Origin of the sequence: Wukongibacter baidiensis (assembly GCF_050888315.1) — a bacterium.
Taxonomy (GTDB): Bacteria; Bacillota; Clostridia; order Peptostreptococcales; family Caminicellaceae; genus Wukongibacter; species Wukongibacter baidiensis.
The window spans coordinates 4,032,588-4,048,855 of sequence record NZ_CP138202.1; the positions used below are offsets into that span (position 1 = coordinate 4,032,588).

Annotated in this window: 21 protein-coding genes; all 21 read left to right on the forward strand. The window is 34.7% G+C overall.

Going from position 1 to position 16,268, the window contains the following annotated elements; translation table 11 throughout:
- Window positions 1-8: 8 nt before the first annotated feature.
- The gene (locus R9X47_RS18210) at window positions 9-167 is read left to right on the forward strand and encodes a hypothetical protein (protein WP_432662452.1); all 159 of its coding nucleotides are present in this window, start codon (window positions 9-11) and stop codon (window positions 165-167) included.
- Window positions 168-226: 59 nt separating this feature from the next.
- Complete coding sequence (locus tag R9X47_RS18215; RefSeq protein ID WP_432662453.1) at window positions 227-373, forward strand: CD1375 family protein; 147 nt, start codon at window positions 227-229, stop codon at window positions 371-373.
- A gap of 331 nt (window positions 374-704) precedes the next feature.
- The gene (locus tag R9X47_RS18220) at window positions 705-1,760 is read left to right on the forward strand and encodes a baseplate J/gp47 family protein (RefSeq protein WP_432662454.1); all 1,056 of its coding nucleotides are present in this window, start codon (window positions 705-707) and stop codon (window positions 1,758-1,760) included.
- A 3-nt stretch (window positions 1,761-1,763) separates the two neighbouring features.
- On the forward strand, window positions 1,764-2,459 hold the full coding sequence (locus R9X47_RS18225; RefSeq protein ID WP_432662455.1) for a putative phage tail protein: 696 nt from the start codon (window positions 1,764-1,766) through the stop codon (window positions 2,457-2,459).
- Window positions 2,460-2,536: 77 nt separating this feature from the next.
- Entirely contained in the window at window positions 2,537-3,409 is an 873-nt protein-coding gene (locus R9X47_RS18230) for a hypothetical protein (RefSeq protein ID WP_432662456.1), read from the forward strand.
- A 1-nt stretch (window position 3,410) separates the two neighbouring features.
- On the forward strand, window positions 3,411-3,563 hold the full coding sequence (locus R9X47_RS18235) for a hypothetical protein (protein WP_432662457.1): 153 nt from the start codon (window positions 3,411-3,413) through the stop codon (window positions 3,561-3,563).
- Window positions 3,563-3,721 carry a hypothetical protein gene (locus tag R9X47_RS18240; RefSeq protein ID WP_432662458.1) on the forward strand — a complete coding sequence of 53 codons (159 nt, stop codon included), beginning with the start codon at window positions 3,563-3,565 and terminating at the stop codon, window positions 3,719-3,721. The genes R9X47_RS18235 and R9X47_RS18240 overlap by 1 nt, the downstream gene beginning before the upstream one ends.
- 139 nt (window positions 3,722-3,860) lie before the next feature.
- On the forward strand, window positions 3,861-5,066 hold the full coding sequence (locus tag R9X47_RS18245; RefSeq protein ID WP_432662459.1) for a hypothetical protein: 1,206 nt from the start codon (window positions 3,861-3,863) through the stop codon (window positions 5,064-5,066).
- Window positions 5,066-5,284 (forward strand): hypothetical protein, encoded by a 219-nt coding sequence (locus R9X47_RS18250; protein WP_432662460.1) that lies wholly within the window; start codon window positions 5,066-5,068, stop codon window positions 5,282-5,284. Before R9X47_RS18245 ends, R9X47_RS18250 begins: the two co-directional genes overlap by 1 nt.
- 218 nt (window positions 5,285-5,502) lie before the next feature.
- A complete protein-coding gene (locus R9X47_RS18255; RefSeq protein ID WP_432662461.1) occupies window positions 5,503-6,570 on the forward strand; it encodes a baseplate J/gp47 family protein in 1,068 nt (355 codons plus the stop codon).
- On the forward strand, window positions 6,563-7,105 hold the full coding sequence (locus tag R9X47_RS18260; RefSeq protein WP_432662462.1) for a putative phage tail protein: 543 nt from the start codon (window positions 6,563-6,565) through the stop codon (window positions 7,103-7,105). Before R9X47_RS18255 ends, R9X47_RS18260 begins: the two co-directional genes overlap by 8 nt.
- Window positions 7,102-7,398 (forward strand): hypothetical protein, encoded by a 297-nt coding sequence (locus R9X47_RS18265; protein WP_432662463.1) that lies wholly within the window; start codon window positions 7,102-7,104, stop codon window positions 7,396-7,398. The genes R9X47_RS18260 and R9X47_RS18265 overlap by 4 nt, the downstream gene beginning before the upstream one ends.
- Window positions 7,399-7,830, forward strand: a complete 432-nt coding sequence (locus R9X47_RS18270; RefSeq protein WP_432662464.1) for a hypothetical protein — start codon at window positions 7,399-7,401, stop codon at window positions 7,828-7,830. It abuts the gene before it with no gap.
- Window positions 7,831-7,844: 14 nt separating this feature from the next.
- Window positions 7,845-9,743, forward strand: a complete 1,899-nt coding sequence (locus R9X47_RS18275) for a hypothetical protein (protein WP_432662465.1) — start codon at window positions 7,845-7,847, stop codon at window positions 9,741-9,743.
- A gap of 254 nt (window positions 9,744-9,997) precedes the next feature.
- Complete coding sequence (locus R9X47_RS18280; RefSeq protein WP_432662466.1) at window positions 9,998-11,311, forward strand: LamG-like jellyroll fold domain-containing protein; 1,314 nt, start codon at window positions 9,998-10,000, stop codon at window positions 11,309-11,311.
- 131 nt (window positions 11,312-11,442) lie between these two features.
- Window positions 11,443-11,847: a YcbK family protein gene (locus R9X47_RS18285; RefSeq protein ID WP_432662467.1), complete on the forward strand. Its 405-nt coding sequence runs from the start codon at window positions 11,443-11,445 to the stop codon at window positions 11,845-11,847.
- 8 nt (window positions 11,848-11,855) lie between these two features.
- A complete protein-coding gene (locus R9X47_RS18290; RefSeq protein WP_432662468.1) occupies window positions 11,856-12,071 on the forward strand; it encodes a hemolysin XhlA family protein in 216 nt (71 codons plus the stop codon).
- A 20-nt stretch (window positions 12,072-12,091) separates the two neighbouring features.
- Entirely contained in the window at window positions 12,092-12,277 is a 186-nt protein-coding gene (locus tag R9X47_RS18295) for a hypothetical protein (protein ID WP_432662469.1), read from the forward strand.
- A 246-nt stretch (window positions 12,278-12,523) separates the two neighbouring features.
- Window positions 12,524-12,940, forward strand: a complete 417-nt coding sequence (locus R9X47_RS18300) for a hypothetical protein (protein WP_432662470.1) — start codon at window positions 12,524-12,526, stop codon at window positions 12,938-12,940.
- Window positions 12,941-13,233: 293 nt separating this feature from the next.
- Window positions 13,234-14,919 carry a glutamine--tRNA ligase/YqeY domain fusion protein gene (locus R9X47_RS18305; RefSeq protein WP_432662471.1) on the forward strand — a complete coding sequence of 562 codons (1,686 nt, stop codon included), beginning with the start codon at window positions 13,234-13,236 and terminating at the stop codon, window positions 14,917-14,919.
- Window positions 14,920-15,133: 214 nt separating this feature from the next.
- Complete coding sequence (locus R9X47_RS18310; protein WP_432662472.1) at window positions 15,134-16,264, forward strand: TMEM165/GDT1 family protein; 1,131 nt, start codon at window positions 15,134-15,136, stop codon at window positions 16,262-16,264.
- Window positions 16,265-16,268 lie beyond the last annotated feature (4 nt).

Here is a 16,268-nt window from a genome sequence, read left to right on the forward strand (position 1 = left end):
GCGAAACTATGAAGATATTAAAGAAGACAGACCTAGCTCAAAAACGAGAGCAAGAAGAAGCAGAAAAGAAGAAAATACAGGATTTAGAAGAGCAAAACATAAATAACATGCTAGCACTCACAGATATTTATGAACAGCTGCTAAACCTGCAAACAGCAGGTCAATAATATGAACCTAATAGATAAAACAAAGCGTATATTTATGTATGCTAAAAGGAGGCAAAGATATGGTTACAGTTTACGTTACTCTAATCATTAAAGGCTACAAAACACTAGGGCAAGTGCCTGAAGTACTTAAGGAAGCTGTAAAAAATGAACTTCAAGTATTAGGATTTGATGAAAATGGTAAACCATTCAATAATCTAGATAAATAAGCATTAGAGACCTAAGGAATGGGGTCTTTTTTTGTAGGCAATAAAGCTTAAATAGAGAAGAAGCCTATAAAAATCATAAAACATGTAGGGGGCTGTCTCATAAAGATTTCTTGTGAGTTCAGCCCCGGGGTGTTTCAGAATGAGTGAAGTTTAAGGCTACGAAACTTCAACGGTTTGGCTAGTACTAACGTACATGCCAGGCCGGTGAACATTTCAAATAACGCAGAAATTCGCCATTATGAGACACTCCTTAAAATTAAAACCATATTATCAATAGCAAAATTAAAAAGCAATCTAAATCTTGGAGCTTGCAACTGAAAGAGGTGAATCCATGATAACAAATAAAGATACGATACAAAACCGAATGTTGAGTAAAGTAACAGGCAACTATGACAAAACAGAAGGTTCATTTCTATACGACGTAATGAAAACAGTCGCTATAGAACTGGAAAATACGAATGAAAAAATGGAGATAGTTAAAGAAAAGTTAAGCATTGAAAATCTAGAAAACGAAGAACTACAAAAAAGAGTACACGAAAAAACGGGGATAGAGAGAAGGTCTGCAACTAAGGCTTCAGGCTATGTAATGATTACTGGAACTGTAGGCTCTACCATAAAAGAAGGTGACCTAGTAGCAAGTGATACCATTAATTTCATAGTTACAGAAACAAAAACAATAGAGAATACAGGTGAAATAGAAGTGTTAGTAGAGTGCGAAGAATATGGGATCGTAGGAAATGTACCTGCAGGATCTATTAAACACTTTCCTATTACAATCTCTGGAATTACAAGCGTATCCAATGATGAAGACTTCTCCAATGGATATGCTGCCGAAAGCGATGAAGAACTTTTAGATAGATATTATGAACATATTAGAACTCCTGCTACTTCCGGGAACAAGTATCATTATAGAAACTGGTCTAAAGAAGTGCCTGGCATAGGAGAAGCCAAAGTTTTTCCTCTATGGGAAGGTAAAGGTTCTGTAAAGGTTGTAATAATAGATTCAAATAGAAGGGCTATTAATGACTCTTCCCTGATTGATAAAGTATTCAGTCATATAGAAGAAAATAGACCGATTGGAGCAAAGGTTACGGTTTTATCAGGAACAGAAAAGCCTATAACAATTGATGCTGAAGTAAGGCTAATACAGGGATACTCAATAGATAAAGTGCAATCAGCTTTTGAAGAGGCGTTAACTAAGTACTTTAAAGATATAGCATTTGTTGAAAACTATGTATCCCATGCATTAATAGGGAATATTCTTCTAGGAATTCCAGGGGTTAAAGATCACTCTAATCTGAAAATAAATAATGAGCTAAGCAACATAGATTTAGAGGAGGAAGGAACTCCTGTTTTAGATTCGGTAAGCTTAAGTCTGGGGGTGTAACATATGAATGAAGAAATACAAGATAAATCAACTAATGATCTCCAAGATACGCCTACTGATGATCTGATAAAGCCCTTCATCCCAGAGTTAATGAAATATTTACCTCTATACTACAACAAGAAAACAGGCTTTATGAGTAATGTTCAAAATTCCTTTTCAGAAGAAATAGGAAGACTTAATTACCTAAACAAAGACATGCTAGATCAATCCTTTGTTGAATCAGCCACATGGGGACTTGATATCTGTGAGGAAGAATTAGGAATAGAAACAGATATCTCTAAAACCTATGAGGCTAGACGAGAAGCAATTATTGCAAAGCTAAGGGGCTTTGGAACCTTAACAGAGAAAATGTTAAAGAACACAGCTTTGGCATTTACAAATGCAGAGGTAGAAATAATAGAAAATTATGATGACTATTCGTTTGTAATCAAATTCGGAAGTACCAGAGGTAGACCACCAAATTTGCAGGACTTCATAGATATGATTGAAACTATTAAGCCTGCCCATTTAGATTTTGATTTAGAATTTATCTACAATACAAATGATGATCTGCGTAACTATCATTTTGGGTGGCTCAGTGCTCTGACGAATGATGAGTTAAGAAATACTAATATACCTAGTGAGAGCGAAGGAATTACCCATGAAAAAATGAGTAATTTTACACACCAAAGATTGGAGGTGATCCTATATGAAGATTAGGACAACTGGTATAGGATGCTATGATGCTACAAAGAAGCTATCGATTCATAGTCTTAGAAATAGTGAGGTGATAACAAATGGCAGACTGTACAACAAATTATAATCTTAAAAAGCCAATAAAGACAGAGAAGTATAGTGTAGATGATCAAAATGGAAATATGGATATCTTAGATACAGAGATTAAGAAACTAGATGCGCAAATGGCTGATTTAGCGACGAAACAGTCCGCTGCACTAGAAAACAACATATCTGTATTTGATAATACAGGAAACATTAAAGATAGCGGAAAAGCTTTAGGAAATACAAGTGGTAAAATTTTAGAACTACCTACAGGATTAGCACAAGGTGATATTTTAAGAGTAGGCTCGAGCGGACAAATTGAAAGACTACCAAAAGGAAATGACGGTCAAGTTTTAGGTTATCAAAGTGGTTTATTATCTCCTGTAGATTTAACAGGTGGGGGTATGATGGAAGAAGTAGCAAGAATTACAGACACATATAGTTCAACTATAACTTTTTCAAATATACCCAGTAAATATATTAGGTTAAAGGTTGTCGGTATTGTTAGAGTTGTTAATCTTCCTGCAAGTCCTGGTTATGTTAATGCTAGAATAAATGGTGTTTCTACTAATAATTATTTAACTAAAACAATTGAAAGTGATGTTTTAAATTCTAATACTGTTTTAACAGGTGTAAATCAATCTCTTAGTTTCTTTGAATTGTGTTCCCCAATTACTAATGCTGGATATTCTTTCTTTGAAGCTGATTTTATGACACGTGATAATTATGATGTTGATTATATGGGTAGAGGCATGGGGTTAGGTACTCAAAGACGTTTAACCCTTGGCTTTGGTACAGCTGGTAATGTTGGTAAAATTGACTCGATATCTTTAACTAATAATAATTATTTTGAAACTGATTCAATATTTATCTTATATGGGGGTGAATAACATGAAAGAATTTATCCTAGATGTTGTTACAGGACACACACAAGAAAGAGAAAGCACTATACCACCCTTTGAAGAAGTTGAAAGAAGTAAACCTATTCAAGAACAAATTAATGAATTAAAATTAATGCTATTGAAACAAGGAGGGATTTTATAATGGCTAGTAATTTTGTAGTTGATAAGCGACTAGATTCTATTAAATTTTGGTGGTTAATTGATTTATTAAAGACTAATATTATCATAGTAAATGATATCAAGTTAGACCTTTACAAAAGCGAATGTGAAAGGTATATACACGAGGTTGGCTTAATATAACGCAGAAAAAGACTATTGAAATCTTAGGGTAAGTACTAAAGGTATAGTTAACATAGAATGTAAGAAGAAAAATCCCCTATCATATTTTTTAAAACAAAAAACACATAGAAAAGAACCATAAACCAAGAGAGGTGATACGATGCCAGAATTTACAACAAATTTTAATTTAGAAAAGCCATTACAAAACGAATATTTTGATATAGATATTCAAAATGGAAATATGGATACAATTGATACTGAACTTAAAAATCTTAATATACAGACTACCAACCTAGAGGCAGATAAAGTTAATAAAGTAGTTGGAAAACAATTATCAACTGAAGATTATACTGCTGATGAAAAAAATAAATTATTAGGTATAGAGAATAATGCAAATAATTATTCTCATCCTAGCTCTCATCCAGCAACCATGATTACACAAGATAGTAGTCATAGGTTTGTAACTGATTCGGAGAAATCTGTGTGGAGTAATGCGAATGTATATACAGACAATCAAGTGAACGATTTAGCAGGTACAGGTAGAACAACAGAAACAATAAAGAAGAATTCAGATGATATAGGAAGTCTAACTGGGCAAATGAATACCCACAAAACTTCGGGAGATCATGATAGTAGATATCATAGATTGAATGTGAACCCGGTTATATTAGGAGAAGGGGCAACTACTGGATGGTCCTATGGATTTTCTGTAGCTATTGGACTAGACGCACATGCACAAGGTGCGAATGAATCAATAGCAATAGGAAAATATTGTACAGCAAATGGAAACAATTCCGCAATAGGATCAGGCGCAGAAGCTACAGGAAACGGTGCAGTAGCTTTATTTGGTACAGCATTGAATGATTGGGAATTTGTTATGGGATGGAATAGTACGAATATAAAAATCCCTGGAAAACTTTCTGTTACAGGGACAAAGAATTTTGAAATGCCACATCCGCATCCTAATAAAAAGGAAACCCATATTATCAGACACAGTGCCGTAGAAGCTCCTACGGCAGGGGATAATCTGTATAGATTTACTATTGAAGCTACAGACGACGGTGATGTAGTGGATGTAGTGTTGCCAGATTATTTTCAATACTTAAATAAAAACGTCGACGTGTGGGTAAATGGTCAAGGCCATTTTGGTAGAGGTTTCGGAGAAGTTGTTGGAGACATTCTGAGAGTAACTTGCGAAACTTCAGGCATATATAAAGTTTTAGTTATAGGAACAAGAAATGACGATCACCCAAGTGTTGCAGAATGGGATATAAAGGGTGTAGAAAGAAAAATAGGAGAAAATTGGAATGGTGAAACACAAATGTTTCAAATAAATGAGATGGTAGAAATCGAGGAGGTAAAGTAATGATTATAATAATGGAAAGTAAAATTCAATTTAGAAACCCACAGGTAGGACAATCAACTCGTGCATGTGAGGCACATTACAATGGAAGACGTGTTAAAGCAATTGTAGATGGAGAAGAAAAGCTTTATAGATTTAAATCAGATGAGCTGTCTTTCTATGCAACTGAGGATGACATGATAGTAGCAATAGAGAGTAGAGAAAAAACTACAAATTATTAGTACTGATTTTAATGGATTAACAATTACGATATATCTATCTTAAACAAAAGATCTTATAAACAGGGTGATGCTTCTAGTACTTTTATAAATATAAATGAGTCAAATTAGAGAAAAAATACTAGAAGAACGCCTTGTATTTTGTTATTTATGTCTTGGATATGTGACCATATCATGTTCGACTCAAAAGCGTATAACAAAACTTGAAAAGAGGTGAACTCATGATTGAAGATAGAGTAACGATACAAAACCGTATGCTAAAAAACATAGTAGGCAAATATGATAAAACAGAAGGCTCATTCATTTATGACGTAACAAAACCAGTTGCCATAGAATTAGAGAATATAAGCCAAGGTATTGAAGAAGCTAAAGAGAAGTTAAGCATTGAAAACCTAAATGGTGAAGAGCTTGAACAAAGAGTATATGAGAAGACAGGAATAAATAGAAAAACTGCAACCAAGGCATCGGATTCTGTAGCTATTACTGGGAAATCAGGGTCGACTATAAAGGAAGGCGATTTAGTAGCAAGTGATACAATAAATTTTAAAGTTAAAGAAACAAAAACAATAGATAGTAGTGGTCAAGTGGAAATACTGGTAGAATGCGAGGAATATGGGACTATAGGAAATGTCCCTGAGGATTCTATCCAGTACTTTCCCATTACTATAGCAGGAATCACAAGTGTAACCAATAATGAAGATTTTACTAATGGTTATGATGCTGAAGATGATGAAGAGCTGTTAGCTAGATATTACGAGCATATTAGAACTCCTGCTACCTCGGGGAATAAATACCATTATAGGAACTGGGCAAAGGAAGTTACAGGAGTGGGTGATGTGAAGGTTATTCCACTATGGAATGGTGATAACACAGTAAAAATAGTGATTATAGATTCAAATAAACAACCAGCTAGTCAAGAATTAGTTACAGAGGTACAAAGTTATATTGATCCCAATGGATCAGGATTTGGCGAAGGAAAAGCACCTATTGGAGCATACTGCACCGTTGAAAGTGCCAATGGTATTTCTATTGATGTATCCTTTACAGCAATTAAAGATACTTCAGTAACTGACGAAGAACGGCAGCAGAATATAGAAGAAAACATAGCAAGTTATCTTAAAGAAATAGCATTTAAGAAAGAAGTAATAAGCTACAATAAAATAACCAGTATCATACTAGACTCCGAAGGCATAATTGATTTCTCAAATTTAACAATCAATGGACAAACAAATGCCATAAGCTTAAATGATAATGAAGTAGCTGTGTTAGGGGTGGCAACAATTGCGTAGTGAAAGAATGATTAAATACCTACCAGCCTACGAAAGAGGCTCTAAAGTATTTCAAAGTCTCATAAACGTAGAAGCACAGGAGATAGATGATAAAGCCTCGGATGTAGAGGATTTTATAAAACAATTGTCAATTAATACAGCTACATGGAGTCTTTCCGTATACGAGAATGAACTAGGAATAAAAACCGATATAAGCAAGAGTGATGAAGAAAGAAGAAGTCTTATCAAAGCTAAATATCGCGGGACTGGAAAATTAGATAGAGCACTGCTAGAAAGTATTGTAAGGGCCTACTCCGATGGAGAAACTGGGGTCTTTTTTGATGGGAAATTTAAGATTCTCCTTGAATATATTGAAGACAATATTCTGAACTTAGTCGATCTCGAGAATACTCTTGAAGAGATTAAGCCAGCACATTTGGATTATATGTTATCTCTACAAGTGAACGATAAGATCGCAATTGAATCTACAGATATGGTAGTACCGATTATTTTTCCTGTTTGTAATGAAATAGTAGCCGGAGGTGAATTTCTATGATGACTGAGAGTTTTCTTTGGAAAATAGCATTATATATAGAATCACAAGTGGAGCAGTGTAAATATGTATTAGATGGTAACGTTCAAGATGTTCCTATCTACAGCAAAGAAGTCGATGATAAAATTGTAAAGGTTAGTATTTTACTAGATGAAAATGTTGAAGGGAATGTTACTGAGTTTAAGTTGTTTGCCCATGATGGACAGATGATAAAACAAGAAAGTTGTAACATAATTAAGGGAAGTGGAAGAGGCCTTTTTAAAACATTTAATATTGCAATAAGTGAGGTGATCTAAATGGTGTATAATCCTACTATTTGGAAGGATCAAATAGAGACAGACCCTACTAGGTATAAAATAAGAAAGCAGGATGGAAGCGAAGAAATAGTAAATATTGAAAGAGTGTTGGGAGAGGCAATTCAAGAGGGGACTAAAATTACTGCTGAAAAGCTAAATAATATTGAGCAAGGCATAAATGATAATGCAAATGAAATAGATGTGGTTGGTACTCAAATGATTAAAATATCAAATGAAATTGAAGATTCTCTGAAAAATGTGCATTCTAATCAAATAGATCTAGCTATAGAACTTGAAACATTAAAAAAAGCAACACTTACGGGTGTTACAGCTAATATGGTTGTAGAAACTTTTATGGATATAAGTGATATTACTAGTTTAAATGAGGCTCTGAAATTTGATCCTAGTAATCAAAAAATATTTTTAGCATAAGGAGGGGATAGAATATGGCATTAGTAACTGCAATAAGAGGTAATGACCAGGCTACTAGCCATTCCACCTATTCTACAGACACGCATGCTGGACATAAGTTTTTAGTAAATAAGGCAATTACTATAACTGAACTTCACCTAATATACAATGCGAATGGTGATACAAATGCTGCTAGCAAATTTAAGTTTGCAATATTCCGAGGAACTAACGAAACCCCAGTATGGCAACAAAATACGTTTACAGGTATTGACAGAAACAATACAAAATATGTTTATTACTCATTTACAGGACTAAATATTAAACTAGATTTAGGCACGTATATGTTAGGAATTATACACCCTAAAGACGGAAGTGGTGGCTTTAAGGCACCACATGTAAATTCTTCGCATAGTAATATTGCTAACCAGCTAAATAACGATATAATCATAGGGGACATCACATGGAAAGAATTTAAAAGTAATGAACTAAATTATGGTGGACTGCTAGACAATACTACAGACAGTAATGATGTGACAACTGAAGGTGACACAGGTTTTGAAATAGCTGTTAAAGTTGTATATGGAGAAATCAATGCACCTAACACGCCTACAAACTTAAATCCTGGTAGTCTAGATGGTTCTGGAAGTGAAAAGGTGCAATCTCTAATACCGTCTATGAGCTGGTCCTATAGTGACCCTGAGGGAGACCCGCAAGTAGTATATCAAGTTATAATTTATAAAAAATCAGATGACACAATAGTATATAATACCGATGAAGTAATCAGTAGTAATACAAGCTTTACATTACCTTCTGGCTTACTAAGTCCAAATACAGAATACTATTGGAAAGTAAGAGTAAAAGACAGTCGCAACTGGTCAGATTATTCCACGGTAAGATACTTTAAAACGACCAAAGCACCAACTGTAACATCCGTAAGCCCGTTAGGAACACAGGAAAACCCCGAAGGCTCCAATCTTATATCACGCTTAGCATGGAATTACGACGACGCGGAAAATCATACTCAATCACATAGCCATGTAGTTATCAAAGATATAAACAGCACAGTAGTACACGATACAGAAAAAACAGCAAATATTAATCAGTATTATGACGTACCAAATGGTGTACTAACAGCTGGAGAAATATATTCATGGACAGTAACAGTATGGGACAACACAGATATGCAAAGTTTAGCTACACCCGAAGAATACTTTATAACCAATATACCACCTGAAACGCCGACTATAGATGGACCAGTAGATACTAAAAGAGTAGGTAAGCGACCAATATTTGAAGCTACAGCAGCAGACGACATAGAGGATAACCATCAAGCCTTTGTATTACAAATAGCCGATGATAGCAATTTTACTATCAATGTTTCAACCTTTGATAGTACAGTAGATACAAGCGGTTGGGAATACTATGGTAACACATCATGGAATCCTTTTCCAGTAAGCGGGAAAGTATCAGCTGCAAGTATTGAAGGTAACTCTATTCGCTATATAATACAGCAAGACCTGAATGAAGGAAATGATTACTCCTGGCGATTAGCAGCTAAAGATGGCACTACGGATACTATAGGAGTTTACAGCAATACCCGAAGTATTCGTTGTGGTAATATTTTAGCCTTTGAAGGTAAAAATCCTAATGTAACGTCTGTATCGGTAGCTCGTATAGTGTTTAGTGCAGTTATGACGATACCGAACGACGGAATAGTACCTGCAGCTCTTAAAGTAGAAGTATGTAATAACGCTTTAGATGCATTGCCTACCTGGGAAGATTGTACAGAAGCCTTTAATAGTGGTGAGTACTATCTATTTATTAACAAAACAAAGACAGCAGACAATTGGGCTGTGAATTACCGTATAACTATAGAAGCTAACGATAGTCTGGAAAGCATAGAAGTAGATGCTATAGGTTTTAGCTTTGACTAAGATGGATAGTACAATTTATAACATTGGGACATCTTGTCATATTGAAAACAATAGGATAGGGACAGGCTAAACTATAAACTTATAAGACCGATAGAGGTCTTTTTATTATTTTTGCAACATAACCACACATTTTAATAGCTCTAGCAAAAAACATCATAATAAATCAGATAGCCTGGGAGATTAGTATCATATTAGATAATACATTATTAACAACAGAAAGTCTATAAAAATAAAGAAATGCAGGAGGAAGAAAGATGAATATTAAAAAATTAGGAATTTGCTTTATCATATTACTGCTAACGGCAGTTTTTATTTTTGCAGTTGTAAACAAGAACGTCTATGCAGCAGAAACAAGATCAATGGGAATAGGAAATCTAACTGAAGCTAATTTAGTTTCTGCTTGGCTTCTTAACGAAGAAAGTGGAAATATTGCTAACGATATTAAAGGAAATCATAATGGGACCTATAACGGAACCACTGTGATAGATGGTATACATGATAAAGGTAGAAGCTTTGACGGTGTAGATGATTACATACAATTCGACGATCCTATTATACCTATAGGAGCAAAAACTATAAGATTTAAAATGAAGAGCACTTACTTAGATGGTTTGTCTTGTATTATTAGCAATTCAGGAACTAATGAGAGTTATGGTGATCTTATCTTCATTACAAATAATGGCAATGTTGCATGGCAGAACAATAAAAATCTTCTAGGGGATGCAAATTTCTATGTTGAGGGAAATAAAAACGTATGTGATGGGGAATGGCATGATGTTTTATTAACATGGAATGGTACAACTGATTCAGATACAGTAAAAATTTATGTAGATGATATGTTTACACCAGATGGTACAGGGACAGCGGACGTATCAGAAACAAACAAAGGAGATTTCAACTTAACTATAGGTCAATCTATATTTCCCCACTTTAAAGGTGAGCTTGACGAAATAGAAATATATAGCGAATACTATGTACCACAGGTTAGTACCATTGATGTTGAAGCAGCAAACTATGATATACCAAGAGAAACAGAATTTGAAGTCTTTATAGTAATAAAAGAAGCTAATAATATATATGCAGAAGATCTAAATGTTTCATTTGATCTAAATCTATTTGACCTTGTAAGTACACAGCCAGTAGATCCTAATGCCTTAAAGATATACCATCAAGATTTTTCAACACCAGGAAAAGTTAGATATATGATAGCAAGTAAGGGCGAAGGAAATGGCTTGAATGCAGATGTTCAAATACTAAAACTAACATTTAGAACTAGGGATAGAGATGGTTTAGGAGCTATATCAGTTTTATCGGGAACTATTGCCGATGGAGATGGTAATGAGATGGAGCCAACTTGTGTAGGAAAAATGTTTAGGGTAAGAAACCTAGGTGACGTCAATAAGGATGGAGAGTCTACCATAGGTGATCTAGCAATAGCAGGGCGTTTATTTGAAACTTCTTCCGAAAACTGGGGGGCCTTTGAACCAGATATAGACCTAAATGGCAGTGTCGAAGACAATGATTTAGCTATTATAGTACAAAAGATACTAGATAATGAAAATAATTAATTAGCATTTTCAAAGGAGATGTTTTAGAAATCTATTATTCTGAGACATCTCTTTATAATTAATGCCCATTAGAAAGGTTCTAAGGTTTGCAAATTGAATATGAATTTTGCAACATAAGAGGAGGTAATAAAATGTATAAAACTCTAAACAACATTAAACTCAGCAAAAACTTCCACTTAAGGGAATTTATCTGTAAAGAAGGCAAACAAGAAGTACTTATAGCCGATGAACTTGTAGAAAAACTGCAAGCACTTAGAGATAACTTAAAAAAACCGATCACTATAGTTAGTGCATATCGAAGCCCATCATACAATAAAAAAATAAATGGAAGCTCAAAATCACAACACATGTATGGTAGAGCAGTGGATATAAAGGTCTCAGGAGTAAGCACTGAGGAAGTAGCAGAGGCAGCTATAAAATTAGGATTTAAAGGGATAGGGATCTATGATACCTTTACCCATGTAGATATTAGAGAAAATCTAGTTAATAAAGTGGGGAGAAAATATGATTACTGGGATATGAGGACAGGAAAGTAGGTGGTAAAATGAGTACCTGTGATAGACATCAAGAGGTAGTAAATAGACTGGATGATCATGAAAAGAGAATAGGAAAATTGGAGATTAATGATGCTAAAATGGGGGAGAAAATTGAAAATCTTATTGAAAAATTAGATAGTTTAACTAGTTGGATAAAGGCCTTGGTGATGTTAGTTGCAACATCCTTCATAGGTTTTTTCTTTTGGTATATCCAGAGTTTATAATGATTAGGAGGTAATTAAATATGCTAAAAAAGTTATTAAAATTTGAATATATATATGCTATTCTTGTGCTAGTAGTCTTATCTATAGCACTTTTTCATTTCGAGCAAGAAAAACTAACTATGATGATACTAGGAGCGCTGATATCTTCATCCAGTGCTATAACTACATTCTTCTTTACAAAGCATAACCCAAATGCCGATGAATAGAAAGAAAAAGAACTATCTATTTTAGTTGTCACTCAACAATGTTACTCACCACCTTGAACTTCACTCATTCTGAAACACCATGGGGCTGAGCTCATAAGAAACTTTTATGAGACAGCCCCCTTTTTTATGTTAAAAGCAAAAAAAGATATACATTCACAAATCCAAATATATGATATACTATCAGTGTTATAAAACATCGTATTTATTCAAATGAAACAATACGTAACAACAAAAGGAGTAATATATATGTACTATTTTTCAATGCTGTTAGTTATAATATCGAGTCTGTTTTATCACATATCCCAAAAATCTATTTCCCACAGGATCAACCCAGCCTTTTCCATGATTGTTACCTATGGTGTTGCCCTTGGACTGTCGGTTATCATGTATTTTGTTATGCCAAGAAACGATGGGGAATCGTTGATGAAGGAATTAAACTGGGCGAGCTATGTACTGGGAATAGCTATTGTAGTTCTTGAAATAGGTTATTTGCTTGTATATCGTTCTGGATGGAACATTAGCTTTGCAGGGGTTTTTTCCAATGTTTTTATTGGAATACTACTTATACCTATTGGCCTATTAGTTTACAAAGAAAGTCTTTCACTTGTTAATGGACTAGGTATTATTATGTGTTTAATAGGAATAATATTAATTAAATCCTGATTATTCATGAAAAATTTAAAGTTCTGCTGCGTCCTTTTGGTTCTAAGACCTCCATCAAATTCCCGACGTACTGTTTAAGTACGCCTTCGAACTTGATGAAAGCCTTAGAATCAAAACTACTTGCATCATTTCAAACTTTTCATAAATAATTAGGATTAAAAAATAGTAAGAGACAGGGATTAAAACTATGGACTTTATTAAGGAAAAGATTGAATGAATCTTTTGAAATAAGGCATGTTTTATGGTACTATAGATAATAATGTATACTGTATATAGACGAGGAGGCAGAATGTATGTCAGCAAATGCACCAAACGATAATAACACTCCTATGGCATCAAACTTTATCCATAATATGATAGATAAAGATCTAGAAGATGGAGTTTATAATAAAGTACATACTCGTTTTCCACCGGAGCCAAATGGATACTTACATATAGGTCATGCTAAGGCTATCTGCATAGATTATGGCACCGCAGAAAAGTATAATGGACTTTATAACTTAAGATTTGATGATACTAATCCTAGTAAAGAGGACACCGAATACGTTAACTCGATTCAAGAGGATGTAAGATGGCTTGGATATGACTGGGAAGATCGTATGTACTATGCTTCAGATTACTTTGACAAGTTTTATGAGTGTGCCCTTTTACTGATTAAAAAGGGTAAGGCATATGTATGTGATCTTAGTGCCGAAGAGACGAGAGAATACAGAGGAACATTAAAGGAGCCTGGAAAGAATAGCCCATACCGTGATCGTTCCATCGAAGAGAACCTAGATTTATTTGAAAGAATGAAGAATGGTGAATTTGAAGAAGGATCAAGGGTGCTTAGAGCAAAGATAGATATGGCATCACCTAACCTAAATATGCGTGATCCAGTTCTTTATAGAATACAGTTTTCTACTCATCATAGAACAGGAGATAAGTGGTGCATATATCCGATGTACGATTACGCTCATCCACTTGAAGATGCTATAGAAGGTATAACCCATTCCCTGTGTTCTTTAGAGTTTGAAGACCATAGACCTCTATATGAATGGGCCCTTACAGAATGTGAATTTGAAAATCCACCAAGACAAATTGAGTTCGCAAGATTAAATCTTACTGGTACAGTTATGAGTAAGAGAAAGTTAAGAGAACTTGTTGAAGAAGACTACGTTGATAGCTGGGATGATCCACGTATGCCGACATTATCAGGTTTAAGAAGACGTGGTTATACACCTGAGTCAATTAAGGATTTCTTAGATCGTGTTGGTGTATCTAAGAGTAATAGTATAGTTGATATGGCGATGCTTGAGCATTGCATTAGAGATGATTTAAAGATGAAGGCACCTCGTGTTATGTCAGTACTTAATCCATTGAAGGTAGTTATAACAAACTATCCAGAGGGAGAGACAGAGTGGCTTCATGCAGAAAACAATGCAGAAAACCCTGAAATGGGAAGTAGAGAAATTCCATTTTCACGTGTTGTTTATATTGAGAGAGAGGACTTCATGGAAGAGCCACCTAAGAAATATAAACGACTTTCACCGGGAGTAGAGGTTAGGTTAAGACATGCCTACTTCATCAAGTGTGAAGAAGTGATAAAGGATGAAGCAACTGGAGAAATCCTAGAGCTTCGCTGCACATATGATCCAGAAACAAAGAGTGGTACAGGATTTACAGGACGTAAACCAAAGGGAACAATCCACTGGGTGTCAGCTGACCATGCGGTTAAGGCTGAGATTCGTCTTTACGATCGTCTATTATTAGATGAGGATAAGGAAGTAGAGGATTGGAAGGATAACTTAAATCCAGATTCACTGAAGAAGTTAGAGTCAGCATTTGTTGAACCAGCTTTAAAGGAAGCTGAACTGGGAAGTAAGTATCAATTCCTAAGACACGGATATTTCTGTATAGACACTAAAGAGACTACAGAGGATTCTTTAGTTATTAATAGAGTAGTATCCTTAAAGGATTCTTGGAAGAAGAAGAAATAGAGTTAAACTTAGATTTTTATTAGGCTAAGAGGGAGTAGCTGTGGTATAAATCATAAATAGGGTCAACATACTGGTACGAAAAAAATACCTGGTCCTATTTGCTTTAGAACTTAGTTTTTAAAGGGGCGAGACTTTTAGTTTAACAAGACTATTTATATAGATAGTCTTGTTAAGCTATGGTCTCGTTCTTTTCATTTTAAAGGGAGGGCAACAAATGATAAAGGAATTTTTAAAATCAATGATTCTAATTTTTATGGCGGAAATGGGAGACAAAACCCAGATATTGGCAATGGCGTTTGCGACGCAGTTTATGGTTAAAGAAGTACTTCTAGGGGTTTTCTTTGGATCATTATTAAATCATGGTCTAGCAGTTATATTGGGAGCATACCTTTCAAGCTTTATACCACTTAATGCTATTCAAATAATAGCAGGATTCCTATTTATAGGTTTTGCGCTATGGACTCTAAAGGCGGATGAAGATGACGAAGATGATGAAGTGAAGAGAAATTTCGGACCCGTCCTCACAGTAGCAGTAGCCTTTTTCATAGGGGAACTTGGGGATAAGACACAGCTAACGGCTATAACCTTAGCTTCCGATGCAGCATTCCCAGCATTTATTCTACTTGGAACCGTAAGTGGTATGGTGCTTACTAGTGGTGTAGGAATTATAATAGGTAGTAAAATTGGAAACAGGATACCTGAATTTACTATGAAAATAGCATCGGCTTCGATATTTACGCTATTTGGGGTTATTAAACTTTATACTGCTGTACCTAGGAACTATTTGACGCCTATAAATACTGGAATCTTTTTTGGGTTATTAAGCATAAGCATTTACTTTGCATTAAGGCCATTACTACAGGTTAGAAAATATAACAAGAGTACTGCCTTAAAGGAAGTTGCCTTAACACTTTATGAATATACCCATCAGATAAAGGAAAGTGTTGAAGAAATATGTCTTGGCGAGGGAACCTGTGGTAAATGTCAGGGGAAAAATTGTGTTATCGGATATACTAAAAGGATTATCGATGATGCCATTGAAAATAAAACAAGAAACTATGAGGAAAACTTTACTGCATTTACTGAAAGTCTAAGTAAGAACTTTGATAAAGAAAAGGTTATTAATAGCTTAAGCATGATATTAGTCTGTCCAATAAATTATAAGGACCAGGAAAGTGGTAGAAATCAAGCCATAAATAAGGCGAGACAGATGCTAGAGTATGTGTTGTTTAATGAGCGATTAAAATATGATGGAAATAGAGAAGAATACTTCAACGAATTAATTAAAATAGATAAAGTGTTAGCGAATAAAGTTATAGCTGGAGTGGAAAAGTTAATAGCTTGACAGA